Source organism: Trinickia sp. Y13 (genome assembly GCF_029522115.1).
Taxonomy (GTDB): Bacteria; Pseudomonadota; Gammaproteobacteria; order Burkholderiales; family Burkholderiaceae; genus Trinickia.
Map to the genome: position 1 here is coordinate 181,484 of NZ_JAKWFK010000003.1, position 25,922 is coordinate 207,405.

At 64.1% G+C, this 25,922-nt stretch carries 24 protein-coding genes; 17 read left to right on the forward strand and 7 right to left on the reverse strand.

Annotated elements, in window-relative coordinates:
* Positions 1–19 precede the first annotated feature (19 nt).
* The 6 genes from MMB74_RS07025 (at position 20) to ftsB (ending at position 8,015) form a co-directional block, all read left to right on the forward strand.
* Positions 20–2,626, forward strand: a complete 2,607-nt coding sequence (locus MMB74_RS07025; protein ID WP_277427890.1) for a DNA internalization-related competence protein ComEC/Rec2 — start codon at positions 20–22, stop codon at positions 2,624–2,626.
* A 26-nt stretch (positions 2,627–2,652) separates the two neighbouring features.
* A complete protein-coding gene (locus MMB74_RS07030) occupies positions 2,653–3,462 on the forward strand; it encodes an alpha/beta hydrolase (protein ID WP_277427891.1) in 810 nt (269 codons plus the stop codon).
* Positions 3,463–3,583: 121 nt separating this feature from the next.
* Positions 3,584–5,242 (forward strand): CTP synthase, encoded by a 1,659-nt coding sequence (locus MMB74_RS07035; protein ID WP_277427892.1) that lies wholly within the window; start codon positions 3,584–3,586, stop codon positions 5,240–5,242.
* Positions 5,239–6,093, forward strand: coding sequence for a 3-deoxy-8-phosphooctulonate synthase (kdsA, locus tag MMB74_RS07040; RefSeq protein WP_277427893.1), 855 nt, complete (start codon positions 5,239–5,241; stop codon positions 6,091–6,093). Before MMB74_RS07035 ends, kdsA begins: the two co-directional genes overlap by 4 nt.
* A 47-nt stretch (positions 6,094–6,140) precedes the next feature.
* Positions 6,141–7,424, forward strand: coding sequence for a phosphopyruvate hydratase (gene eno / locus MMB74_RS07045; protein ID WP_277427894.1), 1,284 nt, complete (start codon positions 6,141–6,143; stop codon positions 7,422–7,424).
* A gap of 135 nt (positions 7,425–7,559) precedes the next feature.
* Entirely contained in the window at positions 7,560–8,015 is a 456-nt protein-coding gene (gene ftsB / locus MMB74_RS07050) for a cell division protein FtsB (RefSeq protein ID WP_277427895.1), read from the forward strand.
* Between the two features lie 36 nt (positions 8,016–8,051).
* Here ftsB and MMB74_RS07055 read toward each other — a convergent pair whose 3' ends face one another.
* The 3 genes from MMB74_RS07055 to MMB74_RS07065 form a co-directional block, all read right to left on the reverse strand.
* Positions 8,052–8,444, reverse strand: a complete 393-nt coding sequence (locus tag MMB74_RS07055; protein ID WP_277427896.1) for a hypothetical protein — start codon at positions 8,442–8,444, stop codon at positions 8,052–8,054.
* 160 nt (positions 8,445–8,604) lie between these two features.
* A complete protein-coding gene (hslO, locus tag MMB74_RS07060; protein WP_277427897.1) occupies positions 8,605–9,558 on the reverse strand; it encodes an Hsp33 family molecular chaperone HslO in 954 nt (317 codons plus the stop codon).
* A gap of 61 nt (positions 9,559–9,619) precedes the next feature.
* Positions 9,620–10,144 (reverse strand): gamma carbonic anhydrase family protein, encoded by a 525-nt coding sequence (locus MMB74_RS07065; protein WP_277427898.1) that lies wholly within the window; start codon positions 10,142–10,144, stop codon positions 9,620–9,622.
* A 175-nt stretch (positions 10,145–10,319) separates the two neighbouring features.
* On the opposite strand from MMB74_RS07065, the gene MMB74_RS07070 reads away from it, so the two are divergent.
* From MMB74_RS07070 to MMB74_RS07115, 10 genes are all read left to right on the forward strand, one after another.
* Positions 10,320–11,165 carry a ferritin-like domain-containing protein gene (locus MMB74_RS07070; protein ID WP_277428187.1) on the forward strand — a complete coding sequence of 282 codons (846 nt, stop codon included), beginning with the start codon at positions 10,320–10,322 and terminating at the stop codon, positions 11,163–11,165.
* Between the two features lie 141 nt (positions 11,166–11,306).
* Complete coding sequence (locus tag MMB74_RS07075; protein WP_277427899.1) at positions 11,307–12,191, forward strand: alpha/beta hydrolase; 885 nt, start codon at positions 11,307–11,309, stop codon at positions 12,189–12,191.
* A gap of 98 nt (positions 12,192–12,289) precedes the next feature.
* On the forward strand, positions 12,290–13,120 hold the full coding sequence (locus MMB74_RS07080; RefSeq protein WP_277427900.1) for a 3',5'-nucleoside bisphosphate phosphatase: 831 nt from the start codon (positions 12,290–12,292) through the stop codon (positions 13,118–13,120).
* 99 nt (positions 13,121–13,219) lie between these two features.
* Positions 13,220–13,852, forward strand: coding sequence for an L-threonylcarbamoyladenylate synthase (locus MMB74_RS07085; RefSeq protein WP_277427901.1), 633 nt, complete (start codon positions 13,220–13,222; stop codon positions 13,850–13,852).
* Between the two features lie 46 nt (positions 13,853–13,898).
* Positions 13,899–14,564 carry a site-2 protease family protein gene (locus tag MMB74_RS07090; RefSeq protein WP_277427902.1) on the forward strand — a complete coding sequence of 222 codons (666 nt, stop codon included), beginning with the start codon at positions 13,899–13,901 and terminating at the stop codon, positions 14,562–14,564.
* A gap of 4 nt (positions 14,565–14,568) precedes the next feature.
* Positions 14,569–15,771: a tryptophan--tRNA ligase gene (locus MMB74_RS07095; protein WP_277427903.1), complete on the forward strand. Its 1,203-nt coding sequence runs from the start codon at positions 14,569–14,571 to the stop codon at positions 15,769–15,771.
* 49 nt (positions 15,772–15,820) lie between these two features.
* Positions 15,821–16,429, forward strand: coding sequence for a class I SAM-dependent methyltransferase (locus MMB74_RS07100; RefSeq protein ID WP_277427904.1), 609 nt, complete (start codon positions 15,821–15,823; stop codon positions 16,427–16,429).
* A 42-nt stretch (positions 16,430–16,471) separates the two neighbouring features.
* A complete protein-coding gene (dapA, locus tag MMB74_RS07105; RefSeq protein ID WP_277427905.1) occupies positions 16,472–17,389 on the forward strand; it encodes a 4-hydroxy-tetrahydrodipicolinate synthase in 918 nt (305 codons plus the stop codon).
* Positions 17,390–17,509: 120 nt separating this feature from the next.
* Positions 17,510–18,646 carry an outer membrane protein assembly factor BamC gene (gene bamC, locus MMB74_RS07110; protein WP_277427906.1) on the forward strand — a complete coding sequence of 379 codons (1,137 nt, stop codon included), beginning with the start codon at positions 17,510–17,512 and terminating at the stop codon, positions 18,644–18,646.
* A gap of 8 nt (positions 18,647–18,654) precedes the next feature.
* Entirely contained in the window at positions 18,655–19,431 is a 777-nt protein-coding gene (locus tag MMB74_RS07115) for an MBL fold metallo-hydrolase (RefSeq protein ID WP_277427907.1), read from the forward strand.
* A gap of 131 nt (positions 19,432–19,562) precedes the next feature.
* Here MMB74_RS07115 and MMB74_RS07120 read toward each other — a convergent pair whose 3' ends face one another.
* Complete coding sequence (locus MMB74_RS07120) at positions 19,563–19,826, reverse strand: hypothetical protein (RefSeq protein WP_277427908.1); 264 nt, start codon at positions 19,824–19,826, stop codon at positions 19,563–19,565.
* Positions 19,827–20,056: 230 nt separating this feature from the next.
* The gene (locus MMB74_RS07125) at positions 20,057–21,307 is read right to left on the reverse strand and encodes a cupin domain-containing protein (RefSeq protein WP_277427909.1); all 1,251 of its coding nucleotides are present in this window, start codon (positions 21,305–21,307) and stop codon (positions 20,057–20,059) included.
* Between the two features lie 31 nt (positions 21,308–21,338).
* Between MMB74_RS07125 and MMB74_RS07130 the strand changes: the two genes are divergently transcribed.
* Positions 21,339–21,881 carry a peptidylprolyl isomerase gene (locus MMB74_RS07130; protein ID WP_277427910.1) on the forward strand — a complete coding sequence of 181 codons (543 nt, stop codon included), beginning with the start codon at positions 21,339–21,341 and terminating at the stop codon, positions 21,879–21,881.
* On the opposite strand, the gene MMB74_RS07135 is transcribed toward MMB74_RS07130, so the two are convergent.
* Both MMB74_RS07135 and mutS read right to left on the reverse strand, forming a co-directional pair.
* A complete protein-coding gene (locus tag MMB74_RS07135; RefSeq protein ID WP_277428188.1) occupies positions 21,858–23,195 on the reverse strand; it encodes a hypothetical protein in 1,338 nt (445 codons plus the stop codon). The genes MMB74_RS07130 and MMB74_RS07135 overlap by 24 nt on opposite strands.
* Positions 23,195–25,900, reverse strand: a complete 2,706-nt coding sequence (gene mutS, locus MMB74_RS07140; RefSeq protein WP_277427911.1) for a DNA mismatch repair protein MutS — start codon at positions 25,898–25,900, stop codon at positions 23,195–23,197. The genes MMB74_RS07135 and mutS overlap by 1 nt, the downstream gene beginning before the upstream one ends.
* Positions 25,901–25,922: the final 22 nt, after the last annotated feature.

Here is a 25,922-nt window from a genome sequence, read left to right on the forward strand (position 1 = left end):
GCTGATCGAAGGAGAGCGGATGCGGGGTGTGCTGATCGGCTTTACGCTTGGCGTCGCCATGCTGCAGCAGCGCGCGTCGCTGCCGGGGCGCTGGGAATGGGCAGCGCTCGGCCTGCTGTTCGCGGTCCTATCGAGCGTGATGGCGTGTGCGTGGGCAAGCGCGCCGGCGATCGAACGATCCGCGCGGGATGAGCGCTCGATGGGGGTTCGCACCGTCTTCGAGCGGGTCGCGGCTTGCGCACCGCACATTGCGCCCGCCATCTTGGCAGGGGCGGCTGTCGTCGCCGGTTATGCCTACGCGGCGATGCGGGCCGAGCTGCGCTTGGCGGAAACATTGCCGCTCGCCTGGGAACAACGCGAGGTGACACTTTCGGGGCATGTGCGCGGTTTGCCCATGGGCGATCGCGCGAACACTCGGTTCTTGTTTGCCGTCGACGCCGAGGACGTGCGGCAACGAACCGGCGTCGAGCGCTTCCCCTCGCTCGTGCAGCTGAATTGGCGCGCGCGTGGACGCGGCGCGGCGCCGCCGCTTGCGCCTGGCGATCGATTCCGATTGACGGTGCGGTTAAAGCGCCCGCACGGGTACGCCAATTTCGCGGGCCAAGACACGGAAGTCTCTTTACTCGAGCGCGGCGTGCGTGCGACGGGCGCCGTGGTGCCCGCTGCCGCGGCGGTACGCTTGCCGGGCACGGCAGGCGGCGTGGGCGTGGCGATTGATCGCGTGCGCTTCGCATTGCGTGCGCGCATCGAACAGGCGCTTGCCGATGCGCGGCATCGCGGCATCGTGACGGCGCTTGCGATCGGCACTCAAGATGCGATCGGGGAGGACGATCGCATCGCGTTGCGCCGCACGGGGACGAGCCACCTCGTCGCGGTATCGGGCTTGCACATCGGGTTCGTTGCGGGGCTATGCGCCATGCTGACGTCGTGGCTATGGCGTCGCTCGTGTTTCTTGGGCGCAATCCTTGCCGCTCGAGGCAGGCGCGAGTGGCCGCTCGTGTTGCCGGCGCCGGTCGTCGCCACGCTGGCCGGCGCCGTGTGCGCGCTAGGGTATTCAGCGCTCGCCGGGTTCAACGTGCCGGCGCAGCGTGCGCTGTGGATGCTCGTCGTGACGAGCGTGGCATTCGTGCTCGGGCGCAGCGTCGCGTTCTCTCTCGTGCTCGCCTGGGCGGCGGCGCTCGTGTTGGTCGTCGATCCTTGGGCGGTGACGTCCGCCGGCTTCTGGCTGTCCTTCGGCGCCGTCGCTGCGATCGCATTCGCGATGCGAGCCCGCTTACGCGTGCGTGCCGACATCGAGGCGCAGTTCGACGAGGTCCAAGCCATCCGCGCGACCGATGCGGCGTGGATGCCGGCGGACGAACCGCCAGGCGGTCCAGGCCGCTCGCGATGGCGCAGCAGGCTCGCTCGCGCGCGCGCCAAGTGCGCCGATGCGGTGCGTGCACAATGGGCTGTCACGCTCGGCCTCGCGCCTTTGACGGCATATTGGTTTTCGCAAGTTTCGCTCGTCGGGCCGTTGGCCAATGCCGTCGCCGTGCCATGGGTCAGCGTGCTCGTCGTGCCGATCGTGCTCGTCGCGCTCGTATTGCCCGCGCCGCTCGATGCGCTCGCCTACGAGGTGGCCCATGCGTTGCTGGAACCGCTGATGCGGCTACTGCATGCGCTTTCGCAATCGCCGTGGGCGGACCGGTATCCGCCGCGCCCGTCGTTGTGGGCCGTGACGTCGGCGCTCGCGGGCGTCGCCTGGTGCCTGATGCCGCGCGGGTGGCCGTTGCGCTTTGCCGCGCCGCTTACCTGGCTGCCGCTCGTCGTTCCGTGCGCACCCCAAGTCGAGCCTGGATCGTTTCGGCTCACTGCGCTCGACGTGGGGCAGGGCGCGTCGATCCTGATCGAGACGCGACGCCGCACGCTGCTATTCGATGCAGGCACCGGCCCGGAGTCGAGCAACGCGGGGGCGCGCGTCGTCGCCCCCTATCTGCGGGCCAACGGCGTTGCGCGTGTGGACGCGCTCGTCGTGAGTCACGGCGATGCGGACCATGCGGGAGGCGTGCCGGCCGTGCTCGCGGCCGCCGATGTTCGCCAAGTGCTGGGCGGATTGCCGCCGGCCCACCGTGTGTGGGGCCAGGCTCAGGCGAGCGGCGCCGAGCGTCTGCGCTGCGCCGCGGGCCAACGCTGGCAATGGGACGGTGTGACATTCGAAGTCCTATGGCCCGATCCCGGACCGTTGCCGACGCGTTCCAACGAACAGTCGTGCGTGCTCAAGGTCAGCGCGAGCGGCATGAGCGCACTGCTGACGGGGGACATCGGCGCTTCCTCGGAGCGCTTGCTCGTTCGCCGCGGGACCGATGCGCTCGGCGCCGACGTGCTGCTCGTCGCCCATCACGGCAGCGCAACCTCGTCCACCGAGCCTTTCCTCGATTTGGTTCAGCCGCGCGTCGCGGTATTTCAGGTAGGCTATCGCAATCGCTTTCGCCATCCCCATCCGCATGTTTGGTCGCGCTTGGACGAACGCGGCATCGCGCTGGCGCGAACCGATCTTGACGGCGCGGTGCGCGTCACGCTGGAGGGCGGCCGGCTCACGCTCGAACGCTACCGGCAGACGCACGCGCGCTATTGGATGGATCGATAAAACGAACGAATCGGAGGCAGAGGCGCTTGAAAGAAATCATCCACTTTTCGCATGCGAATGGCTTTCCCGCCTCGACGTACCGAACGCTCTTCGCCGAACTATCCGATGACTACGAGCTTCGCTTTCTCGAACGCATCGGCCACGATCCGCGCTATCCCGTCACGAGCGACTGGCCGCATTTGGTCGAAGAGCTGCTAGCCGACATCGACCGCCGCTACGAGCAGCCGGTGTGGCTCGTCGGCCATTCGCTCGGCGGCTATCTTTCGCTGATGGCCTCTCTGAAGCACCCGCATCTCGTGCGCGGCGTCGTCATGCTCGATTCGCCGATCATCGCGGGCTGGCGCGCGAACGTGCTGCGCTTCTCGCAATGGACTGGGCTCGACGAGCGGCTCTCGCCGGCCGCCGCCACGCGCAAGCGCCGCACCCATTGGGCAAGCCGCGACGAGGCGTGGCGGCATTTCCGCGCCAAACCGGCGTTCGCGCGATGGGACGAGCGCGTGCTCGCCGACTACGTCGACTTCGGCATCCCGCAAATCGCGCCAGGCGGCGCGCGTGCGCTCGCGTTCGACCGCGACGTGGAATACCGCATTTACCGCACGTTGCCGCGCACGCTCGGTGCGCGGCTCGCGCATGGGCCGAGCGTGCCCGTGGGCTTCATCGCGGGGACGCGTTCGAAGGAGATCCGCCAAGTCGGGCTCGAGGCGACGGCGCGTGCGGCGCGCGGACGCATCGAATGGATCGAGGGCAGCCATTTGTTTCCGATGGAGCGGCCGATCGAGACGGCGCGTGTGGTGCTCGGCATGCTGCGCCGATTGCGCGAAGAAGATGGGCGGTAAGCGCGCGGCTTGCCCGGTTGCTCGCAAAACCGAAGGGGCGCCGTTCCCACGACGGCGCACGCGCATTCCATATCCACGCGGACCCTAAGGTATAATCCGTTTTTCCCGCGAGCATTCAGCGATGACTAAATATGTTTTCGTCACCGGCGGCGTAGTGTCGTCCCTCGGCAAGGGCATTGCCGCCGCTTCTCTCGCCGCGATCCTCGAATCGCGCGGCCTCAAAGTCACCCTCCTCAAGCTCGATCCCTACATCAACGTCGATCCCGGCACGATGAGCCCGTTTCAACACGGCGAAGTATTCGTGACGGAAGACGGTGCTGAGACGGATCTGGATCTCGGTCACTACGAACGGTTCATCAGTACGAAGATGCGCCGCGCGAACAACTTCACGACCGGCCAGATCTACGAATCGGTGATCCGCAAGGAGCGTCGGGGCGACTACCTCGGCAAGACCGTGCAGGTCATTCCTCACATCACGAACGAGATCCAAGCGTTCATCGAGCGCGGCGCGGCGTCCGCCACCTGCGGCGAGCCCGATGTGGCGATCGTCGAGATCGGCGGCACCGTCGGCGACATCGAATCGCTACCGTTTCTCGAAGCGGCTCGGCAAATGAGCCTGCGCATGGGGCGCAACAGCGCGTGCTTCGTCCATCTCACGCTCGTGCCGTTCATCGCCACGGCCGGCGAACTGAAGACCAAGCCCACGCAGCACAGCGTTCAGAAGCTGCGCGAAATCGGGATCTCGCCGCACGTGCTGCTGTGCCGCGCCGATCGACGGATTCCCGACGAAGAGTGCAAGAAGATCTCGTTGTTCTCGAACGTGCCCGAAGATGCCGTGATTTCGGTGTGGGACGTCGACAGCATCTATAAGATTCCGCAAATGCTGCACGATCAAGGGCTCGACAGCATCATTTGCGAGGAGCTCAAGCTGCAGCCGAAGGCGGCCGATTTGTCGATGTGGTCGGAGATCGTCGACAAGCTCGAGCGTCCGAAGCACGAAGTCACGATCGGCATGGTCGGCAAGTATGTCGATCTGACCGAGTCGTACAAGTCGCTGATCGAAGCGCTGCGCCACGCATCGGTCCATACGTCGACCAAGGTCAACATCGAGTACATCGATTCGGAACAGATCGAAACCGAAGGCGTCGAAAGCCTCAAGCATTTGGATGCGGTGCTCGTGCCGGGCGGCTTCGGCCGTCGCGGCACCGAAGGCAAGATCGCGGCCATTCGCTATGCGCGCGAAGCGAAGGTGCCGTATCTGGGCATCTGCCTCGGCATGCAATTGGCCGTGATCGAATTCGCGCGCGACGTGGTCGGGCTGCAAGGCGCGAACAGCACGGAGTTCGACGTCGACACGCCGCATCGCGTCGTCGCGTTGATCACCGAGTGGTACGACCGAGAAGGCCGCGTCGAGAAGCGCACCGAAGAATCGGATCTCGGCGGCACGATGCGCCTGGGCTCGCAGCGCTGCCCGGTCAAGCCCGGCACGTTGGCCGAGCAGATCTACGGCAAGGACGTGAACGAGCGCCATCGTCACCGTTATGAAGTCAATAACCGCTACGTGCCGCAGCTCGAAACCGGTGGCCTTATCATCAGCGCCCGTACGCCGAGCGAGGATCTGCCCGAAATGATGGAACTGCCGAGCAGCCTGCATCCGTGGTTCGTCGGGGTGCAGTTCCACCCTGAATTCACGTCGACGCCGCGCGACGGGCATCCGCTGTTCAAGTCGTTCGTCGAAGCGGCGCTGGCCTGTCACGAAGCGCGCAAGGAGAAGGCATGAAGCTGTGCGACTTCGATGTCGGTCTGGACAAGCCGTTTTTCTTGATCGCGGGCACCTGTGTCGTCGAATCGGAACAGATGACGATCGATACCGCGGGCCGGCTCAAGGAGATCTGCTCGAAGCTCGGCATCCCGTTCATCTACAAGTCTTCGTACGATAAGGCCAACCGTAGCTCGGGCAAGTCGTTTCGCGGGCTCGGCATGGACGAAGGCCTGCGCATCCTGTCCGAAGTGAAGCGGCAACTGGGTTTGCCGGTGCTCACCGACGTGCACGCCATCGATGAAATCGAGCAAGTCGCATCGGTCGTCGATGTATTGCAAACGCCGGCGTTTCTGTGCCGTCAAACCGATTTCATTCACGCCTGCGCGCGCTCCGGCAAGCCCGTGAATATCAAGAAGGGCCAGTTTCTCGCGCCGCACGACATGAAGAACGTGATCGACAAGGCCCGCGATGCAGCGCGCGAAGCAGGCTTGTCCGAAGATCGATTCCTCGCCTGCGAGCGCGGTGTGTCATTTGGCTACAACAATTTGGTCTCCGACATGCGCTCGCTTGCGATCATGCGCGAGACGCTCGCGCCGGTCGTGTTCGACGCCACGCACTCGGTGCAACTGCCGGGCGGGCAGGGCACGAGTTCCGGCGGGCAGCGCGAGTTCGTGCCCGTGCTCGCGCGCGCTGCCGTAGGCGTGGGCGTTGCGGGCTTGTTCATGGAGACTCACCCCGATCCCGCCTGCGCGCTGTCGGACGGCCCCAACGCCGTGCCGCTGCGCCGTATGGCCGACTTGCTCGAGACGCTGGTCGCGCTGGATACCGTCGTGAAACGCACTCCGTTCATCGAGCGCGATTTCAACTGACTGCACCCGTCAAGAAAGAGAATTCATCGTCAAATTTAGAGGAAATCATGAGTGCAATCGTAGATATCATCGGCCGTGAGATTTTGGACTCCCGAGGCAACCCGACCGTCGAATGCGATGTGCTGCTCGAGTCGGGCACGATGGGTCGCGCGGCGGTACCGTCGGGCGCGTCGACGGGCTCTCGCGAAGCGATCGAGCTGCGTGACGGAGAAGCCGGCCGTTACAACGGCAAGGGCGTGCTCAAGGCGGTCGAGCATATCAACACCGAGATTTCCGAAGCGATCATGGGTCTGGACGCCTCGGAGCAGGCATTCCTCGACAAGACGCTGCTCGAGCTCGACGGCACGGACAACAAATCGCGCCTCGGCGCGAACGCGATGCTGGCCGTGTCGATGGCCGTCGCGAAGGCTGCCGCCGAGGAGGCCGGCCTGCCGCTGTACCGTTACTTCGGCGGTTCGGGCGCGATGCAACTGCCGGTGCCGATGATGAACATCGTCAACGGCGGGGCGCACGCCAACAACAGCCTCGACATCCAAGAGTTCATGATCGTCCCGGTCAGCCAGCCGACGTTCCGCGAAGCGCTGCGTTGCGGTGCGGAAGTGTTCCATGCGCTCAAGAAGATCCTGTCCGATCGCGGCATGAGCACGGCCGTGGGCGACGAAGGCGGGTTCGCTCCGAACTTCGGCAGCAACGCCGAATGCTTGTCGGCGATCTTGCAAGCGATCGAGAAGGCGGGGTACCGCGCCGGCGAAGACGTCCTGCTTGCTCTGGACTGCGCGGCGAGCGAGTTCTACCACGACGGCAAATACCAACTGGCTGGCGAGGGTCTGCAATTGTCGTCGGCCGAGTTCACCGATTACCTGGCCACGCTCGCCGATAAATTCCCGATCGTTTCGATCGAGGACGGCATGCACGAGTCGGACTGGGACGGCTGGAAACTGTTGACGGACAAGCTCGGCAAGAAAATCCAGCTCGTCGGCGACGATCTTTTCGTGACGAACACGCGCATCCTGAAGGAGGGCATCGAGAAAGGCATCGCCAACTCGATCCTCATCAAGATCAACCAAATCGGCACGCTCACCGAAACGTTCGCCGCGATCGAAATGGCCAAGCGAGCCGGCTATACGGCCGTCATTTCGCACCGTTCGGGCGAGACCGAAGATTCGACGATTTCGGACATCGCGGTGGGCCTGAACGCCGGTCAGATCAAGACGGGTTCGCTCTCGCGCAGTGATCGCATCTCGAAGTACAACCAATTGTTGCGCATCGAGGAAGATCTCGGCGATATCGCAAGCTATCCGGGCAAGTCCACGTTCTATAACATTCGCTAACGCGCGTCGGCTAACGCGCGTCTGCTACGCGTGTGGGCTTCCTACGCGATCGTTTTTGCTCGCCGCCTCGTGCTTTTGTTCCCAAGGGATTGCCCGCGGGGCGCACGGGGCGGTTTTGAATTTGCGGCCTTCTGAATGCGCCTCGTTACCGTAGCTCTCGTCGCCCTCCTTGCGCTGATCCAGTATCCGCTTTGGTGGGGCCATGGCGGGTGGCTGCGCGTGCACGAATTGCGTGGCGCCTTGGCGGCGCAGCAACAGAAGAACGCGGACGAAAAGCTGCGCAACGAGCGGATCGAAGGGGAAGTGCAGGACTTGCAAAACGGCACGGCCGCCGTCGAAGAGCGCGCGCGCTACGAAATGGGGATGGTCAAAGGGGGTGAAGTGTTCGTGCAGTTCGTCTCGCCGAACGCCACGTCAAGCGTGCCCGCAACGGCTGTTCCGAGCAACACTTCCACGCGGGGCGAGGTGTCCGCGGCGCCGGTCAGCGTCGTGCCGAACCCGGTTTCACGCGAACGGCCCTCGAAGGCCAAGAAGCACGCTGGCGAAAAGTCGAAGCGCTCGGCGGCGCGGAAAGGGCATGGCGCCGGTTGAACCGGCGCTCACGCCGCATTTTCGCGGTCCTCGCCCTTACCACCACCAGCCGGGATAGTAGCCCGGGCTGGTGTATCCCACACCCCATCCGCTGTTCCATCCGCCGTAATACGTTCCGAACGTCATGGGGGCCGGGTAGTAGTAAGGCGCATAGTAGCGAGCCCAAGCGCTCGCCGACATCGCCTCGTTCTGTTCACGCAAAACTTGCTTGTCGATTTCGTCGTAGCGCTTTTTCTCGGCAGCCGAGAGTGGATGCGCGGACTCCGCCGCGCCCGGTTGCCCAGGCGGCAAGCGGCTGAGGATTGGGCCTGGCGGTGGCGCTACGACGCAGCCTGAGAGTAAAGCGAATGCTGCGGCGCCGGCGCCCGCGCACGCCAAGCGGCCGATGCGCTCTGCCAGCGAGGGATGCAGGGTAATCGTGGCATTCATTGACGGACTCCGAGTGGCGCGAAACAAAGACGCAATCATGCGTGGGCGTTATGGCCAATGCGGGCGGGCGGACCCAACGCAGTGTCGAGGCAGTGAGTGCCGAACTGCGCCGAATATTGCATAGGCACGTTCGCCCGCGTGGGCGCGACCTGAGCCGGCTCTAGTGCCGCTGGGTCCGAGCCGGAGCGACGCCAGCGGTCACCTCGTTTGCGGCGAACAGCTGGGCAACGTCGACGGGATCGAACTCGTAGCGTTGATTGCAGTATTCACAGTGAATTTCCACGTGACCCTGTTCGGCGATGACCCCCTCGACTTCGATCCGCCCGAGCATTTTCAGCATCGAGCCGACGCGCTCGCGCGAGCAACTGCATTCGAAGCGCGTGAGCGTCGGCGCGAAGTGCTGCACGTTCTCCTGCCAAAACAAACGCCTGAACAACGTCTGGGGCTCTTCCCGAAGCAGCTCTTCTTGCGACAGGGTGCCGCCGAGCACGCAAACGCGCTCCCAGGTATCGGCGTCGTGCTGCTCGCCCGAGTGCGGGACGATGCCGCCGTCGCCGGGCAGCTTTTGCAGCAGCATGCCGACCGCGCGCTCGGTATCGGCCGCGAGCCACAAGCGCGTATCGAGCTGCTCGGAATGATGCATGTAATGTTCGAGCACCGCGGCGATGGACTGCAGCGGGCCGTCTTGACTGCTCAGAGGCACGATGCCTTGATAGGGTTGCTGGCCCGGCCGCTTGTCGTGCGGGTCGAGCGTGATCACGCAGCGCCCGTGACCGCTCGCGTTCAGCAGCTCGACGAACGAAAGGCTATCGCCGAGCGTCGGATCGAATTCGCTCGATATCTTCGCCGTCGCACGCATGGTCAGGTCGGAGCTGCATTGCACGACGAGCATTTTGATCGGCCCATCGCCGAAAATTTGCATGATCATCGTGCCGTCGAACTTCAGATTCGCCGACAACAACGCGCACGCGGCCATCATCTCGCCCAGAATGTCGCGCACGGCCACCGGGTACTGCCGGCGCGCGAGCACTTCCTGCCAGGTATTGCGCAGCGAGACGATCTCGCCACGTACGGGCGCGGCGGCGAAGATGAATTTTTGCAACTGGTCGTCCACAACTTTTCCTTCGATCATATGTTGCCGTGGCGCAAGGCCTGCGGCGAAGCGGCGCGCGATGTCAGCCGATCCGCACGAGCTGTGCCTTGAACAGTTCGCGGCGGGCCACATAGGTTTCTGCGCTTTGGGCGAGGCCCTCGACTTCCTCGTCCGTCAATTCCCTGACGACGCGCGCGGGCGCGCCGAGAATCAGCGACCGGTCGGGAAACGTCTTGTTTTCGGTGACGACGCTGCCGGCGCCGACCAGACAGTTGCGGCCGATTACCGCACCATTCAAGACCACCGCTTGAATGCCGACGAGGGAGCCGTCTCCGATCGTGCAGCCATGCAACATGGCTTGATGCCCCACCGTTACGCCATTGCCGATCGTGAGCGGCAGGCCCGGATCGGTATGGAGCACAGCCCCTTCCTGAACGTTGCTGTTCGGGCCGATCGTGATCGGTTCGTTGTCGCCGCGAATGGCCGCGCCAAACCACACGCTCGCATGCTCTTCGAGCGCAACTTTGCCGACGATCGTGGCGGTATCGGCCACGAAGACGCTTTCGTGAATCGTCGGAGCATGGTCTCCCAGCTTGTAAATCGGCACAATGGCTCCTTGGGCGAGTAGTGCGCAGGCCCGTGGGATGCTGCAACATGCCGCGGGCCTGCGCGCGATGTCGAATCGCATATTGTAAACGGTCCGCCCGGCGGCTGCGGGGGGCGGGGCCGCGGCTCCGCCCACTTTGTTCCCACTATCGATGAATCAGCCTTTGTCTCATTCCATGGTCGAGCGCGATTGCGCCGCCGATCTACGCCGTGCGGCGCTGGCGGCGCTGTGCGAGCGCGAGCCGGCAGCGAAAGCGGCTGCTGCCGGCGCCTTGTTCGCCCGTTACCGGGCGGGCGAAACGACATGCCGAGCCGACGAGCCGCTCGAGGAGCCGCCGGGGCTGCCGGGCAGGCCGGAGCGGCCGGCGCTCGTCGAGCCGCGCCTGTTGCGCCACCGAGGCATGCAGACGCAGGCCGGCCGCGCGGTCTTGCTGCACGCGCTGGCACATATCGAATTCAACGCGATCAACCTGGCCCTCGACGCGGTCTGGCGGTTTGCGGGCCTGCCGCAAGCGTATTACGCCGATTGGCTTCGCGTGGCCGCCGAGGAAGCCCATCACTTCGAACTGCTGCAATCTCGCTTGCTCGAGTTCGGTCACGCATACGGCGATTTCCCCGCGCATGACGGTCTCTGGGACATGTGCGCGCGCACGCGCGAGGACGTTCTCGCGCGCATGGCGCTCGTTCCTCGCACGCTTGAGGCTCGCGGCCTGGACGCCTCGCCGCCGATCCGCGCCCGCCTCATGCAAGCGGGGGACGCGCAATCGGCCGCGATCCTCGATGTCATCTTGCGCGACGAAATCGGCCACGTGCGTATTGGCAATCGCTGGTTCAGGCATGTGTGCGGGGTGCGCGGTCTCGAGCCGCACGAGACATACACGCGTCTTGCGGCGCAATATCATGCGCCTCGGTTGCGTGGGCCGTTCAATTTCGACGCTCGGCGCGACGCCGGATTCGACGAAGCCGAATTGGCGGCGTTGGCCTTGCAGGAGCGCGCCGATGGCGGCCCAAGCGAGCCATAGAATCCCATCCGCCGGCCTGCATGGCGGCAGCAATCGAGAGGCGAATCTAAAAGTCGCCGTGCGGCAGCGCAGCGAAACCTGCCATACCTGGATATAATCGAACGGCCATTCGTTTTTTTTGCGGCTTGGCCGCTTCCCACAATGAACAACCCGCAATCCGATTTCGTCACCGTGCGCGGTGTCAAGCTACACGTGCGGCGTTGGGGCAATCCCGACGCGCCGACGCTTTTCATGTTGCATGGCTGGATGGACGTCTCGGCGTCGTTTCAATTCGTGGTAGACGCATTGGGCGGCGATTGGCAGGTGATCGCCCCCGACGCGCGCGGGTTCGGCCTATCCGACTGGCCGGTGGCCGAGCGCGGCGGCGGCCACTACTGGTTTCACGATTACTTGACCGACCTCGATGCGCTGCTCGATCACTACGCGAGCTCGGGGCAGGTCAATCTCGTCGGCCACAGCATGGGGGCAAACGTCGTTTGCCTGTACGCCGGAGCGCGGCCCGAGCGGGTGCGGCGCGTGGTCGATCTCGAGGGCTTCGGGCTCGCGCCGGCGCGAGCCAGCGAGTGGCCGCGCCGGCTGGCGGCTTGGCTCGACGATATGCGCGAGCCCGCGCGCCTGAAGACCTATGAGTCTTTGGAGGACGTCGCCGCACGTCTGATCAAGACGAACCCCCGGCTCGCACCCGGCCGCGCGCGGTTTTTGGCCCGGCATTGGGCCAAGCTCGGCGAAGACGGCCGCTACATGTTGCTGGCCGATCCGGCGCACAAGCACCATGGGCCGTTGCTGTATCGTCTCGACGAAGTGATGGCCGTATGGTCCGAGGTGACGGCGAAGGTGCTGCACGTGGAGGCCGTTGCATCGCCCACGCTCGCGATGCTTGCGGGCTCGATTCCGCTCGATGAATACAAGGCGCGCTTCAAGGCGTTTCCCGACTGGCGAGAAAAAATCATCGAGGACGCGGGGCACATGGTTCATCACGACCAGCCCGAGCAAGTGGCGGCGTTGATCGAGGCGTTTTGCGCGTGAGAGGCGGCGTGGTTGCCGGACGCCACCGTTAGCCGAACGGCCGGCCCGCTCTTTTGCTGCGTTGCGGGTAAAATGAGAAATTATTCGATCCCGACAGCATGAACGCCGATCTCCATTGCCATTCGAACGTTTCCGACGGCTTGCTCGCGCCGCGTGAAGTTGCGCGCCTCGCGCAGGCGGGCGGGGTAACGCTGTGGGCGTTGACCGATCACGACGAGGTAGCGGGGCAGGCCGAAGCGCGCAGCGAGGCGCAAGCGCTCGGCATGCGTTACGTGCCTGGCGTGGAGATCTCCGTCACCTGGGCCTCGCGCACCGTGCATATCGTCGGCCTCGATATCGACGCAGCTTGTCCCGCGCTCGTCGCGGGGCTGCAGGCCACGCGCAACGGGCGCATGGCGCGAGCCCGGGCAATGAGCGATGCGCTTGCCGAGGTCGGCATCGAGGGCGCCTATGAGGGTGCGCTGCGCTACGTAGGGAACCCCGATCTGATCTCGCGCACGCATTTCGCGCGTTTCCTGGTCGAAAAAGGCTACGCGGCATCGACTTCGGACGTCTTCGAACGTTATCTCGGCGAGGGCAAACCGGGGTACGTGCCCCACCGTTGGGCAACGCTCGAGAACGCAGTCGCATGGATTCGCGCCGCAGGGGGCGTGGCGGTGATTGCTCATCCCGGCCGTTACAAGTTCACGCCGCTCGAGTTCGATACGCTGTTCGGTCAGTTTCAGGATTTGGGCGGCAAAGCCATCGAAGTGGTAACGGGCAGTCACACACCGGATCAGTTTCGCGAATATGCGGAAGTGGCGCGCCGTTTCGGTTTCGAGGCGTCGCGCGGCTCCGATTTTCATGCGCCGGGCGAGGGACGCATGGGCCTTGGCCTGCTGCCGCCGTTACCGTCCGATCTCACGCCGGTTTGGCTGCGCTGGAGTTAGGCGTTTTCGCGCGAATTCGCGCGCGGCCTCTCACTGTACGCGTCGTGGCGCAGGCGGCGGCTCCGTCGCCGTCTGCGCCGACTCATCGATCGTTCTCACATGTCCCAATTTTTCCGGATTCACCCCGACGATCCTCAGCCGCGCCTGATTTCGCAAGCGGCCCAGATCGTCAAAGACGGCGGCGTGATCGCACTGCCTACCGATTCGAGCTATGCACTCGCGTGCCGGCTCGACGATAAGGATGCCGTGACGCGCTTGCGTCGTATTCGCGGGCTCGACGAAAGACAGCATTTATCGCTGCTGGTGCGCGACTTGTCCGAATTGGCGACGTTCGCCATGGTCGACAATCGGCAGTTCCGGCTCATCAAATCGGTGACGCCGGGGCCTTACGTATTCATTCTGCTAGCGACGAAAGAAGTGCCGCGGCGCTTATCGCATCCGTCGCGTAAAACCATTGGGTTGCGGGTGCCGGATCACGCGATCACGCTCGCGTTATTGGAGGTGCTCGGCGAGCCGTTGATCGCGACCACGCTGATTTTGCCGGGCGAGGACGAACCGCTGAACGATCCCGAAGAAATCCGCGTCCGTCTCGAAAAGCAACTCGATCTCGTGATCGACGGGGGCGCGTGTCCGCGCGAACCTTCGACGGTCGTCGACTTGACGGGCGAGTTGCCTGCGCTCGTTCGCGCGGGGCGCGGATCGCTCGAGCCGTTCGGGCTCGCCGCATCATGAGCCGCTGCGCCGCAAGGCGGGGTCGGCCGCTTGTTACAATACTTCCATGAATCCCTCGCTCATCCAGACGATCGTTGTTTATGCTTTGCCCGTGATCTTCGCGATCACCTTGCACGAGGCGGCGCACGGTTACGTCGCCCGGCTGCTCGGCGACAACACCGCGTACATGATGGGGCGCGTCTCGTTCAATCCGATGCGCCACATCGATCCCATCGGGACCATCGCCATTCCGCTGCTGTTGTATTTCGTCACCGGGGGATCGTTCTTGTTCGGCTATGCCAAGCCCGTGCCCGTCGCCTTCGGCAATCTGCGCAATCCACGCTGGGGCACGTTCTGGGTGGCGTTGGCCGGTCCTGCGTGCAATTTCGTGCAGGCGTTGTTGTGGGGCGTGTTCGGCGTGGCGCTGGCGGCGTTCGGCATTGACGAGCCGTTCCTCACGCGCATGGCGGCGGCAGGCATCGGCGTCAATCTCGTGTTGGGGGTGCTGAACCTGTTCCCGCTACCGCCGCTCGACGGCGGGCGCGTCCTAACGGCGTTGCTGCCGCCGCGGCAGGCGTTATCGCTCGCGCGATTCGAGCCGTATGGTTTTTTCATCGTCATGGCGCTCGTGATGACGGGCGTGCTGACGAAGGTTTGGCTGCGCCCACTCGTCGCGATCGGCTACGATGCCGTCACGGCCATCCTGACCCCTCTTGCTTCGCTTATCAACTGACACCATGTTTCCAGACCGCATTTTCTCCGGCATGCGCCCGACCGGGTCGCTCCACCTCGGCCACTACCATGGCGTGCTCAAGAACTGGGTCCGGCTCCAGTCCGAATACCCCTGTTTCTTCTGCGTCGTCGATTGGCACGCGCTGACGACGCACTACGAGACGCCCGAGGTCATCGAAAAGAACGTCTGGGAAGTGCTGATCGACTGGCTTGCCTCGGGCATTGATCCCGCGCAAGCCACATTGTTCATTCAAAGTCGCGTGCCCGAGCATGCCGAGCTTTCCCTATTGCTCGGCATGAGTGCGCCGCTCGGCTGGCTCGAGCGCGTGCCCACTTACAAAGAGCAGATCGAAAAGCTCAAGGATAAGGATCTGTCGACGTATGGCTTCCTCGGCTATCCGGTTTTGATGGCGGCCGACATCCTGCTCTATCGCGCCTCGCTCGTGCCCGTGGGCGAGGACCAGGTGCCACACGTGGAGATGACGCGCGAGATTGCCCGACGCTTCAATCATTTGTACGGGCGCGAACCCGAGTTCGAGGAGAAGGCGCTCGAAGCGGCGAAGAAGCTTGGCGGAAAACGGGCGAAGCTGTACCACGAATTGCGTAACGCCTATCAACAAGAGGGCGACGATGAAGCGCTGGAGCAAGCGCGCGCGATGCTGCAGGAATCGCAAAGCTTGTCCATGAGCGACCGTGAACGGCTGTTCGGCTACCTCGAGGGTTCGCGCAAGATCATTCTGGTCGAGCCGCAGGTGCTGCTCACGAAGGCTTCGCGCATGCCGGGGCTCGACGGCCAAAAAATGTCGAAGTCGTACGGCAACACGATCGGCCTGCGTGAAGATGCGGAGACGATCACGAAAAAGGTCCGCACGATGCCGACCGATCCGGCCCGAGTGCGCCGCACCGATCCAGGCGATCCGGACAAGTGTCCGGTTTGGCAGCTGCATCAGGTCTATTCGGACGAAGCCACGCACGAATGGGTGCAAAAGGGTTGCCGTTCGGCCGGCATCGGCTGCCTCGAGTGCAAGCAGCCCGTCATCGAAGGCATTTTGCGCGAGCAGCAGCCGATGCTCGAGCGCGCGCAAAAATACATGGACGATCCGTCGCTGCTTCGCGCGATCGTCGCCGACGGCTGCGACAAGGCCCGCAAGTTCGCCACCGAGACGATGCGCGACGTGCGCGAAGCGATGGGCTTGTCATATTCATGAGGACGGTGACGGGGCCCTGCGAGACCGATTGCGCGAAGGGCGCAGCGCGATGACGCATTTACCCGACGATGCGGCGTCGAGCGGCGCGCCTGGCAGTGGCGGGCCGTCCAAGTGGGTCGTTCGCTGGTCGCGCCTCGTTGAGCCGGGTGGCGCCGTGCTGGATGTGGCGGCTGGCGCCGGGCGCCATGCGCGCTGGTTCGCTGGGCGCGGGCACGAGGTCGTCGCGATCGACCGAGCAGAGGCGGCGCTGGCTGCGCTCGCGGAAGTCCCCGGCGTCACGCCGGTTCGTGCCGATTTGGAAGACGGTAGCGGCTGGCCGCTGCCCGAGACCGAGCGATTCGCGGCCGTCGTCGTGACCAACTATCTCAATCGGGCGTTGCTGCCGCGGCTCGTGCAGTGTCTCGCACCCGGGGGCATCTTCTTGTACGAAACCTTCGCGCGTGGCAACGAAACCGTCGGCAGGCCGTCGAATCCGGCGTTTTTGCTGGAGCCGGGCGAGCTGCTCGCGGCCGCGCATGGCCGCCTGTCGGTTATCGCGTACGAGAACGGCTATGTGACCGAGCCGCGCCCGGCATTCGTTCAACGGATCTGCGCGGCGCTGCCCGCTCAGCCGCTTGCGGCGGGCGTCGTGCCGCCGCGTTACGATTTGGCCGGCTAATCCGCTACAATCGCGCTTTCACGTCTGAATTCATCGTGTTTCATGGCTAACGGCACATCCAGCGGCACCCAAGGCGGCCTGCGCATTCGCGGCAGCATTCCTGCGATCGTCACGCCCATGCTCGAAGACGGCAGTCTCGATCTGCCCGCGTTTCGCAAGCTGATCGATTGGCATATCGACGAAGGGACGGACGCGCTCGTCGTGGTCGGCACCAGCGGCGAGTCGGCCACGCTGTCGGTCGAGGAGCACATCCTCATGATCAAGACGGCTGTCGAGCATGCGGCGGGTCGCATTCCCGTCATTGCCGGCGCGGGCGGCAACTCGACCGTCGAGGCGATCGATCTGACCAAGCATGCGAAGGCCGTCGGCGCCGACGCCACGCTGCAGGTCGTGCCGTATTACAACAAGCCGACCCAAGAGGGAATCTACCGTCATTTCGCGAAGATTGCGGAATCGGTGGATTTGCCCGTGATCCTATACAACGTGCCGGGCCGGACCGTGGCCGATATGTCGAACGAAACGGCGCTACGGCTCGCGCAAGTGCCGGGCATCATCGGCATCAAGGACGCGACGGGGAACATCGATCGCGCAGCGCATCTGATCAAAGCGGCGCCGGCCGACTTCTCGATCCTCAGCGGTGACGATCCGACGGCGATCGCATTGATGCTGCTCGGCGGGCACGGCAACATCTCCGTCACGGCAAACGTCGCGCCGCGCGCCATGAGCGAACTGTGCAAGGCCGCGCTCGCCGGCGATGCCAAGACGGCGCGCGAAATCCATCTCAAGCTGCTGTCGCTGCACAAGAACTTGTTCATCGAATCGAACCCGATTCCGGTGAAGTGGGCGCTCGAGCAGATGGGCCGGATGAAGGGCGGGATTCGTCTGCCGCTGACGCCGTTGGATGCACGCTGCCATGAGGCCGTGCGTGCCGCGCTCTTGGAATCGGGCGTCCTCGCTTAAATGGCCTGCTGAGCCAGCGCCATCCACCGCATTGGATTTGTTGTTGCATTCATCGACGTCGATTCCGGGATACAGGCTCGGCGCCGTCGCAGGCATGTGTTGCGCATCACGAAGGACCTCATGAAACGTTCCGCTTTCTCTACCCATGCCATCCGCGCGGCGGCGCTCGTGCTCGCGATCTCGACGCTTGCGGGTTGCGACACGCTCAACGATTGGTTCGCCACGGATCGCGTCAATTACAAGGAAACGGGGGCAGCGCCCCCGCTGCAAGTGCCGGGCGATCTAACCACGGCTCAGGCGCAGCCGCAGTACACGGCGCCGCCCGTCACTGCCGCGCTCGGCGGCGCACCGACGCGCCATGTGACCGCGGCCGGGAATTCAAGCGAAGGCGTGCCGAGCGCGAACGATCCGCTCGGTATGCACGTGGAGCGCGATGGCGATCGGCGTTGGCTCGTCGTCGACGGGCGCACGCCGGACCAACTGTGGCCGCAACTCGAAGGGTTTTGGAAGGACAACGGCTTCGCGCTTAAAACCGATACGCCCGCCACGGGCATCATGACGACCGATTGGGCCGAAAACCGAGCGAATATTCCCGACGATTGGTTCCGTCGCACCATTGGTCGCGTGATCGATTTTGCGTATTCCTCGGGCACGCGCGACAGCTTCCGTACGCTCGTCGAGCGCGGGGCGAACGGCACGACGGACATCTCGATCACGCACAGCGCGATGGAAGAGATGTTGACGGGACAGGACAAGACGTCGTCGCGATGGATCGAGCGTCCGCGCAACCCGGTGCTCGAGGCACTGTTCTTGTCCAAGCTCATGCAGAAGTTCGGCCTGACGGAGGAGCAATCCAAACAGTTGCTCGCCAGTGCCAAGCCCGCCGAAGCCCCCGCGAAGATCAATATGAACGCCGGTGCGACGACGCTCGATCTCTCGGACGCCGTCGAGGTCGCTTGGCTGCGCGTGGGCCTCGCGCTCGATCGCACCAACTTCACCGTAGACAATCGCGACCGCGAGAAGCGCATCTACTACGTGCGCTACGCCGATTCGACGCAAGAGCTCAAGCGCGACGGTCTGTTCGGCAAGCTGTTCTTTAGCGGAGCGTCCAAGCAGAAGACCGGGCAAGAGTTTCTCGTGAGCGTCCAGCCTGTCGAGCGCGGCACGCAAGTGGCTGTCGTCGATGCGAAAGGCCAGATCGACACATCGCCCGAAGCGCAGCGCTTGATCTCCCTGCTGCACGCGCAACTGAACTAGTTCCTGCCATGCGCTTTGCCAGCCTCGGTAGCGGTAGCGAGGGCAATGCGCTCGTCGTCGAGGCGGCGAGCGAGCACACCACCACGCGGGTGCTGCTCGATTGCGGGTTCTCCGCGAAAGAGCTCGAGCGGCGGCTCGCACGGCTTCATTGCGGCATCGATGCGCTCGATGCCATCGTCGTGACCCACGAACATAGCGATCACATCGGCAGCGCGTTGACGCTTGCCCGCAAGTGGTCGTTGCCGCTGTATATGAGTTGGGGGACGGCGAAGGCCGTCGGAGCCGATAGTGCTGGCATCGATTTGCACGTGCTCTGGGGCGATGAGACGGCCGCCATCGGGGATATCGAGCTCTCGCCCTATACGGTGCCGCACGACGCCCGTGAGCCGCTTCAATTCGTGTTTTCGGACGGCGCGCATCGATTAGGGGTGCTCACCGATGTCGGCGCCTGCACGCCGCATATCACCGCGATGCTGAACGGCTGCAATGCGCTCGTGCTCGAGTGCAATCACGACGTGCAGATGCTGGCGACGAGCCGGTATCCACAGTCACTGAAGGCGCGTATAGGCGGCAATCACGGTCATTTGAGCAACGACGCCGCGGCTGACATTTTGCGGGGCTTGGACCGGACGCGTTTGACCCAGGTTGTCGCTGCCCACCTCAGTCAGCAGAACAATCTCCCAGATCTCGCGCAGGCCGCGTTGGCGGGCGTGTTGGGCGCGGCTCAGCACGACGTCTTGGTGGCTTCGCAGGCGCTTGGCTTCGACTGGCTCGGGTGCGGCTGAGGGCAGGGAGGGCGAGGGCGCGCCAGCGGCCATGTGCGGCATACGGAACCGCTTGGCGCGAATCCGTTTCGAATAGGTAACAAAAAACCGGCTCGCGGCCGGTTTTTTGTTGCCTCGTTGCAGGCAGCAGCTTACTGGCTTGCGCCCGAAGCCGGAGCAGCAGCCGAAGCGGCAGCGTCCGAAGCAGCAGCGGCAGCGCCCGAAGCGGCAGCAGCCGAGTCGCTCGCAGCAGTCGCGTCCGAAGCAGCGGCGCCAGCGTCCGAAGCAGCAGCAGCCGGGGCCGAAGCAGCGGCAGCGTCGCTAGCCGGAGCGGCAGCGTTTTGATCGCTGCTCTTGTTGCACGCAGCCAGTGCAACTGCCGCCAACAGGGATGCTACGAGGAGGGATTTCTTCATGATCACGTCCTTTTATGGTTAAAGGTAAGCAACAGCGCGAAATAATACCGGTAATGTGCTCCAACACCAACCTAGGCCGCTGGTGGGACGCACATCTGAGCGTGAATCTTCCCCACGGCTTGGGCGGAAATTATATGCACTTTCGTACCGACCGTCGACAAAGCAGGGTCAATACGTTGCCTTTCTCATACAGAATTTAACCGTAATCGATAGGGCGGGCACGGCTAACGTCATGAGGATGCGCCGACTCGTACCCAGCCGGCACGATACCACTCGTGTAGCAGCGCTGTCATCGACGAGTCGGACGAGAGTGTTACAAAGCGTTTCCCTTCAATTCGTCTTGCATCGGCTAATTCGAAGAGCCATTTCCGGCGGCGCGGAAGCTGCGACTCCTCGCCGTTGATGAAGTACGTCCGTGTGCCATACAGGAGCGACGTCTTGTTGGCTAGACGTACGCCCACGGATTGCGCACGCCGGATGAATACCGCTTCGCCAAGCGGTCGATCAGGCGCATCGAACACTACGTGCGACTTCGGTTCGCTCAAATAGCTGCCAAGGAACGAGACCAGGTCGCGTTCGGTCCATCGCACGCGAGCAAGGATTGCGCCAAGTTCTGCAACTAGAGCGCTCGGCAAGGCGGCCGGATGCACGACGGCGGCCTGCTGCGGGTCACGATAGAGGCGCTCGCCGGCTCGTGAGCGAGCGAGGTCGCTACGCTCGGCCAAATAGTAGAGAAACTGGCCCAAGAGTTCATTGGCGCTGGGGGCTCTGAAGCCGATCGAACAGGTCATGCACTCGCCGATCGCGACGCCGTCATGAGCGATATGCGGAGGCAAATAGAGCATGTCCCCCGGCTCGAGCACCCACTCTTGTTGCGCCTCGAAATGCTGTAAAACCTTCAAGGGCAATCCCGGTTTTAACGTCAGATCGCGTTGCGAGGCGATCCGCCAGCGGCGCTGGCCGTGCACTTGCAAAAGAAACACATCGTAAGAATCGAAATGCGGCCCGACGCCGCCGCCGTCGGTTGCATACGAGATCATGAGATCGTCAAGACGTGCGTCCGGTACGAAGCGAAACCGATCCAGCAGGGCGCGCGCGTGGTCGTCATGCAAGTCCACGCCTTGCACGAGCAGCGTCCATTCGCGGCGTTTGACGCTTGGCAGCGCGTCGAGCGCGAAAGGGCCATGCTCGAGACGCCAACGTCCTCGTGCATGCGATACGAGGCGCGATTCGGCGTCCTCGCTAGCGGCCAGCTCGAACAGGGCCTCGCGCGAGAGCGGCGGTGCGATATCCGGCACTGCGCCGCGAATCAAGAGCGGCCGCTTCTGCCAATACTGTCGCATGAATTGCGATGGCGTCAGCCCGCCGAGCAGCGGCGTTGGCACATCAGGCGCCGGGTGGCGAAGGGGCTGGGCCGAGGGAGCGGAGGGCGCAGATGGAGCGGCCGTGCCGCTCCGATGGTAGAGGGGCCGCTTGGGCATCGTATAATGGAACCGTATTTTGGAGACTTGGATGAAAATTGCGAAGAACACCGTTGTGTCGGTCGCTTACAAACTCTCGGATGCCCAAGGCAACCTTATCGAGGAAAGCGAAGAGCCGATGGTCTATCTGCACGGCGGCTATGATGGCACGTTCCCTAAAATCGAGGAAGAACTCGACGGGCGCGAGCCTGGTTTTCAAACGCAGATCCAGCTCGAGCCTCAGGACGCATTCGGCGAATATGATCCCGAGCTCGTGAAGGTCGAGCCGCGCAACCGGTTTCCGGAGCCGCTCGAGGTGGGCATGCAGTTCGAAGGCACGCCTGAGGACGGCGACGATGAGATCGACTCGCTGATCTACACCGTCACGGACGTGGCCGAGGACAAGGTCGTGCTCGACGGGAATCACCCCCTGGCAGGCATGGCGTTGCGCTTTGCGCTGACTGTCAAAGAGGTGCGCGAAGCGACTGCCGATGAAATCGAGCACGCGCACGTGCATGGTGCCGAAGGTATCGAAGTCATCGACGAAGACGATGACGACGAGGAAGGCGCGTCAGGGTCCCCCACCCTGCATTGAGCCTGGCCCCTCCTGGGGCGTAGGCTCGTCGCTCGTTGGCTGCTGCGTCGGCGCCGTCCCCTGCAACGGGGCAGTAGCGGACGCCGCCGCGCCGCTTCCCGGGTCTTCGGGTAGAAGCGGTGGTTCCGAAGCCGGCATTGCGGGCGCGGGCCTCGGGAGAGAGGGCGCCGGCGGGACGTACTGAATGCCGGGCAGCGGCCCAATCAACGCCCCCGATGCGTTAGGCGCCGAAGCCGGCGCTTGCCATGAATCGTTGGACGGCGAGTTCGATGTGGCAGTGGCCCTGGCCGTGGTTGCGGTGCGCACCCTCACCCGAAATGGCGCAGGGTGGCCGAAGGCGACGTCGAATTGCACCCATTGCGTGGAGGCGTCGCGCGGCGCAATGGCGATGCGCGTCAAATTGTCCACGCGGGTGCCTTTATCGTTATAAAGCGGCTGGTCGATGGTGAAGCCGCCCGGCAGCGAATGCGCGCTGTGATGTATCACGATGACCGGCCCCCGGAAGATACGGGCCGCGTTCACTAGGCTGCGCTTGATTTCGAGGTAGCCGTCGCGTTTCCGATGGCGAGCGAAGCGCAGCCAAGCGAACCGGTCGGCGTGTTCTTCGTAGCGAGAGAAGTCCGGGTCCGCTTCGAACAACACCACGAGCGCTTTCGCCGCGCGGCGTTTGGCATATTCGGCTGCGTGCTGGAGCCAAAATGCCGAGGCGATGGCTCGGTCGTCGAATTCGCCGTTGCGGCCGCCTGCGTCCGAATAGTGATTATTGCCGCCGACGATATCCAATCCGACAAAGACCGTCTCTCCCGTTTCCCAACGCACGTTTTCTCGGAACGCATGAAACCGCGCGACCTCGCTTTCGCGCGTGAGAGAGAGCGTGGGCCTGCCGAGCGAAACCGCATCGGAAAACATGGTCTGTCTCAAGAAATCCAGCCGCTCGGCGGCATCGTAACGGCCCGCTGCCGGCGTTGTGCAGTCGGCCCAATCATGCTGCCCGGGGAGAAGAACGAGCGGAACCGCGGACGTTTGCAGCCACTGCAGCCGTCGTTCATAGAGCGTGTCGGAACAAGGCTCGTCCGCGCCTTTCAGGTTGCCGGCGTAGACGACGAACGAAAGGCGCGCATCGAGGCCGATCGTGGCAAGCAGCCGTTGCGCGGCAGGCGCGTCGGCCTGGCTGCCGATTGCGCCCGACATGACCGCGAAAGCGTAGCGCGGCTGCGCAGCGCAAGCGGGCGGCGCAAACGAGCACAGGCAACCGAATGCGGCCGCCGCGACGAGTGCAACACGGCCTCGTGCACGCACCCGACGAACGGCCATCACGCCTTCGGCTCCCGCGTTCGTTGCTCTTGCGGTGCGCTTGCGATCTCGTGAAGCTCGTAAATCAAATCAAGCGCGTCGCGCGGCCTGAGTTCGTTCGGATCGACCTCGCGTAGCCGCTCTAGCGCAGGATGACTCGATGGCCCCATTGCATCCGGGTTGTCGCCGCGGCCGTCACCATCGTCCGGTGCATCCTCGGCATAGACGGGCGCGGCGAACAAGTCGAGTTGCGGCGTGCTTTGAGCGACCGATTGCTGTTCGAGATGCGCGAGGTGCTTGCGCGCTGCGCGAATGACGGCGGACGGCACGCCCGCCAGTTGCGCCACTTGCAGCCCGTAACTTTGGCTCGCAGGGCCCTCGTTGACGGCGTGCAGGAAGACGATGCCGTGACCGTGCTCGACGGCCGACAAGTGAACGTTGGCCGCTTGCGCGAATTCGAGCGGTAGCTGAGTGAGTTCGAAGTAATGCGTCGCAAATAGCGTATAGCAGCCGTTGACCGACAGCAGGTGGCGAGCGATGGCCCAGGCGAGTGCGAGGCCGTCGAACGTCGATGTGCCGCGGCCGATCTCGTCCATTAGAACGAGACTGTGCTCCGAGGCGTCGTTCAGAATGGCCGCGGCCTCGGTCATTTCGACCATGAACGTGGAACGGCCGCCTGCGAGATCGTCGGCCGCCCCGATGCGCGTGAAGATGCGATCGATCGGTCCAAAGCGCGCGCGCCGTGCCGGCACGTAGCTGCCGACGTAGGCCAGAAGCACAATGAGCGCTGTCTGTCGCATGAATGTGGATTTGCCGCCCATGTTGGGCCCGGTGATCAAAAGCAGCTTCCTCTCGGCGCTCAAGCGGCAATCGTTGGCCACGAACTGCTCGACTTGCGCTTCGACCACCGGATGTCGCCCTTGCTCGATGTCGACGCCCGCGTCATCGGAAAACTCGGGCGCGACCCAACCTAGCGCACGAGCGCGTTCGGCGAACGCGGCAAGTAGATCGAGCTCGGCGAGCGCCGCCGCTACGCGCTGGCAATCCTCGATGAAGGGCAGCAGCGTCTGCAGCAATGCGTCGTATAGCGCACGCTCCCGCGCGAGTGCGCGCTCTTGCGCCGAGAGCGCTTTATCTTCGAACGTCTTGAGCTCGGGCGTAATGTAGCGCTCCGCGTTCTTCAACGTTTGGCGGCGCCGATAATCGTCGGGCACTTTGTCGGTTTGGCCGCGCGTGACTTCGATGTAGAAGCCATGCACCTTGTTGTATTCGACGCGCAAGTTGCCGATGCCGGTCCGGGCCCGCTCACGCGCTTCGAGATCGATCAGAAATTGACCGCAGTTCTCGGAGATGTCGCGCAAGTCGTCCAGCTCGCTGTCGTAGCCGCGCGCAATTACGCCGCCATCGCGCACCATGGCGGCAGGCTCCTGCGCGATGGCGCGCGTGAGCAGGTCCATGCATTCGGTCGGCGGCTCGAGCGCGGCGCCGATACGTTCGAGCGGCGGGGTGTCGGCGCCCATTGCCGCGACGAGCTCGCGCAGTGCCGGCAGTGCCGCGAACGTATCGCGCAGGCTCGACAGATCGCGCGGACGAGCCGAAAGCAGTGCGAGCCGGCCGGTGATTCGCTCGACATCGGCGATGCGGCGCAGCGCGGTGCGCACGAGATCGAGGCTCGCGCCCGAGCCGGCTTCCAAGAGCGCCCCGATGGCTTGCTGGCGCGTCTGTGCCACCGCCGCGGCGCGCGGCGGGTGATGCAGCCAATGGCGCAGCAGGCGGCTGCCCATCGTCGAGCAGCACGTGTCGAGCAACGAGCACAGTGTCGGCGATTCGCCCCCGCGCAGTGTCTCGGTCAGCTCCAGATTGCGGCGCGTGGCGGGGTCTAGGCCGATGTATTCCGATTCGGTTTCGACCTTGAGGCTGCGGATGTGGCGCAACTGCTGGCCCTGCGTCGCGGCGGCGTAGAGCAATACCGCGCCGGCGGCGCCGCAGGCGCTCGTGAAGCCTTCGGCGCCGAAGCCGTCCAGGCTCGCCACATTCAATTGATCGCACAGCCTTTGAATGCCGGACGCGACGTCGAAGTGCCAGGCCGGCACGCGTGTGAGCGTGCCCGAAGGCGCGCCGGGCACGAGTTCGGCCATGCCGTCGGCAACGAGAACTTCGGCGGGCCGAATGCGCTCGAGCGCGGCGGCGACTTCGCCCGGCGCCACTTCGGCGAGCCGTAGCGCGCCGCTGGCGAGGTTGAGCCATGCAAGGCCGATCGCCGTCGTTACGCCACGCTTGTTGTGGGCGGGGCAGGCGGCGAGCAGGTAGGCGTCGCTTTTGTCGGAGAGCAGCGCCGCGTCGGTGAGCGTGCCGGGCGTGACGATGCGCACGACCTTGCGCTCGACCGGTCCTTTCGCGGTGGCCGGATCGCCGATCTGCTCGCAAATGGCGACCGATTCCCCAAGTTTGACGAGCTTCGCGAGATACTGCTCGACGGCATGGTGCGGCACGCCGGCCATCTTGATCGGATTGCCGGCCGAAGCGCCGCGTTGCGTGAGCGTGAGGTCGAGCAGGCGAGCGGCTTTCTCCGCATCGTCGAAAAAGAGCTCGTAAAAGTCGCCCATGCGAAAAAACAGCAACGTGCCGGGATGATCGGCTTTGATGCGCAGGTACTGCTGCATGTAGGGCGTATGCTTCACGAGCGTGCTTTCCGCCGGAGCATCGACGCTGGTTTCAGTTTTCATTCGTGGCTTTCGCAAAAACGTG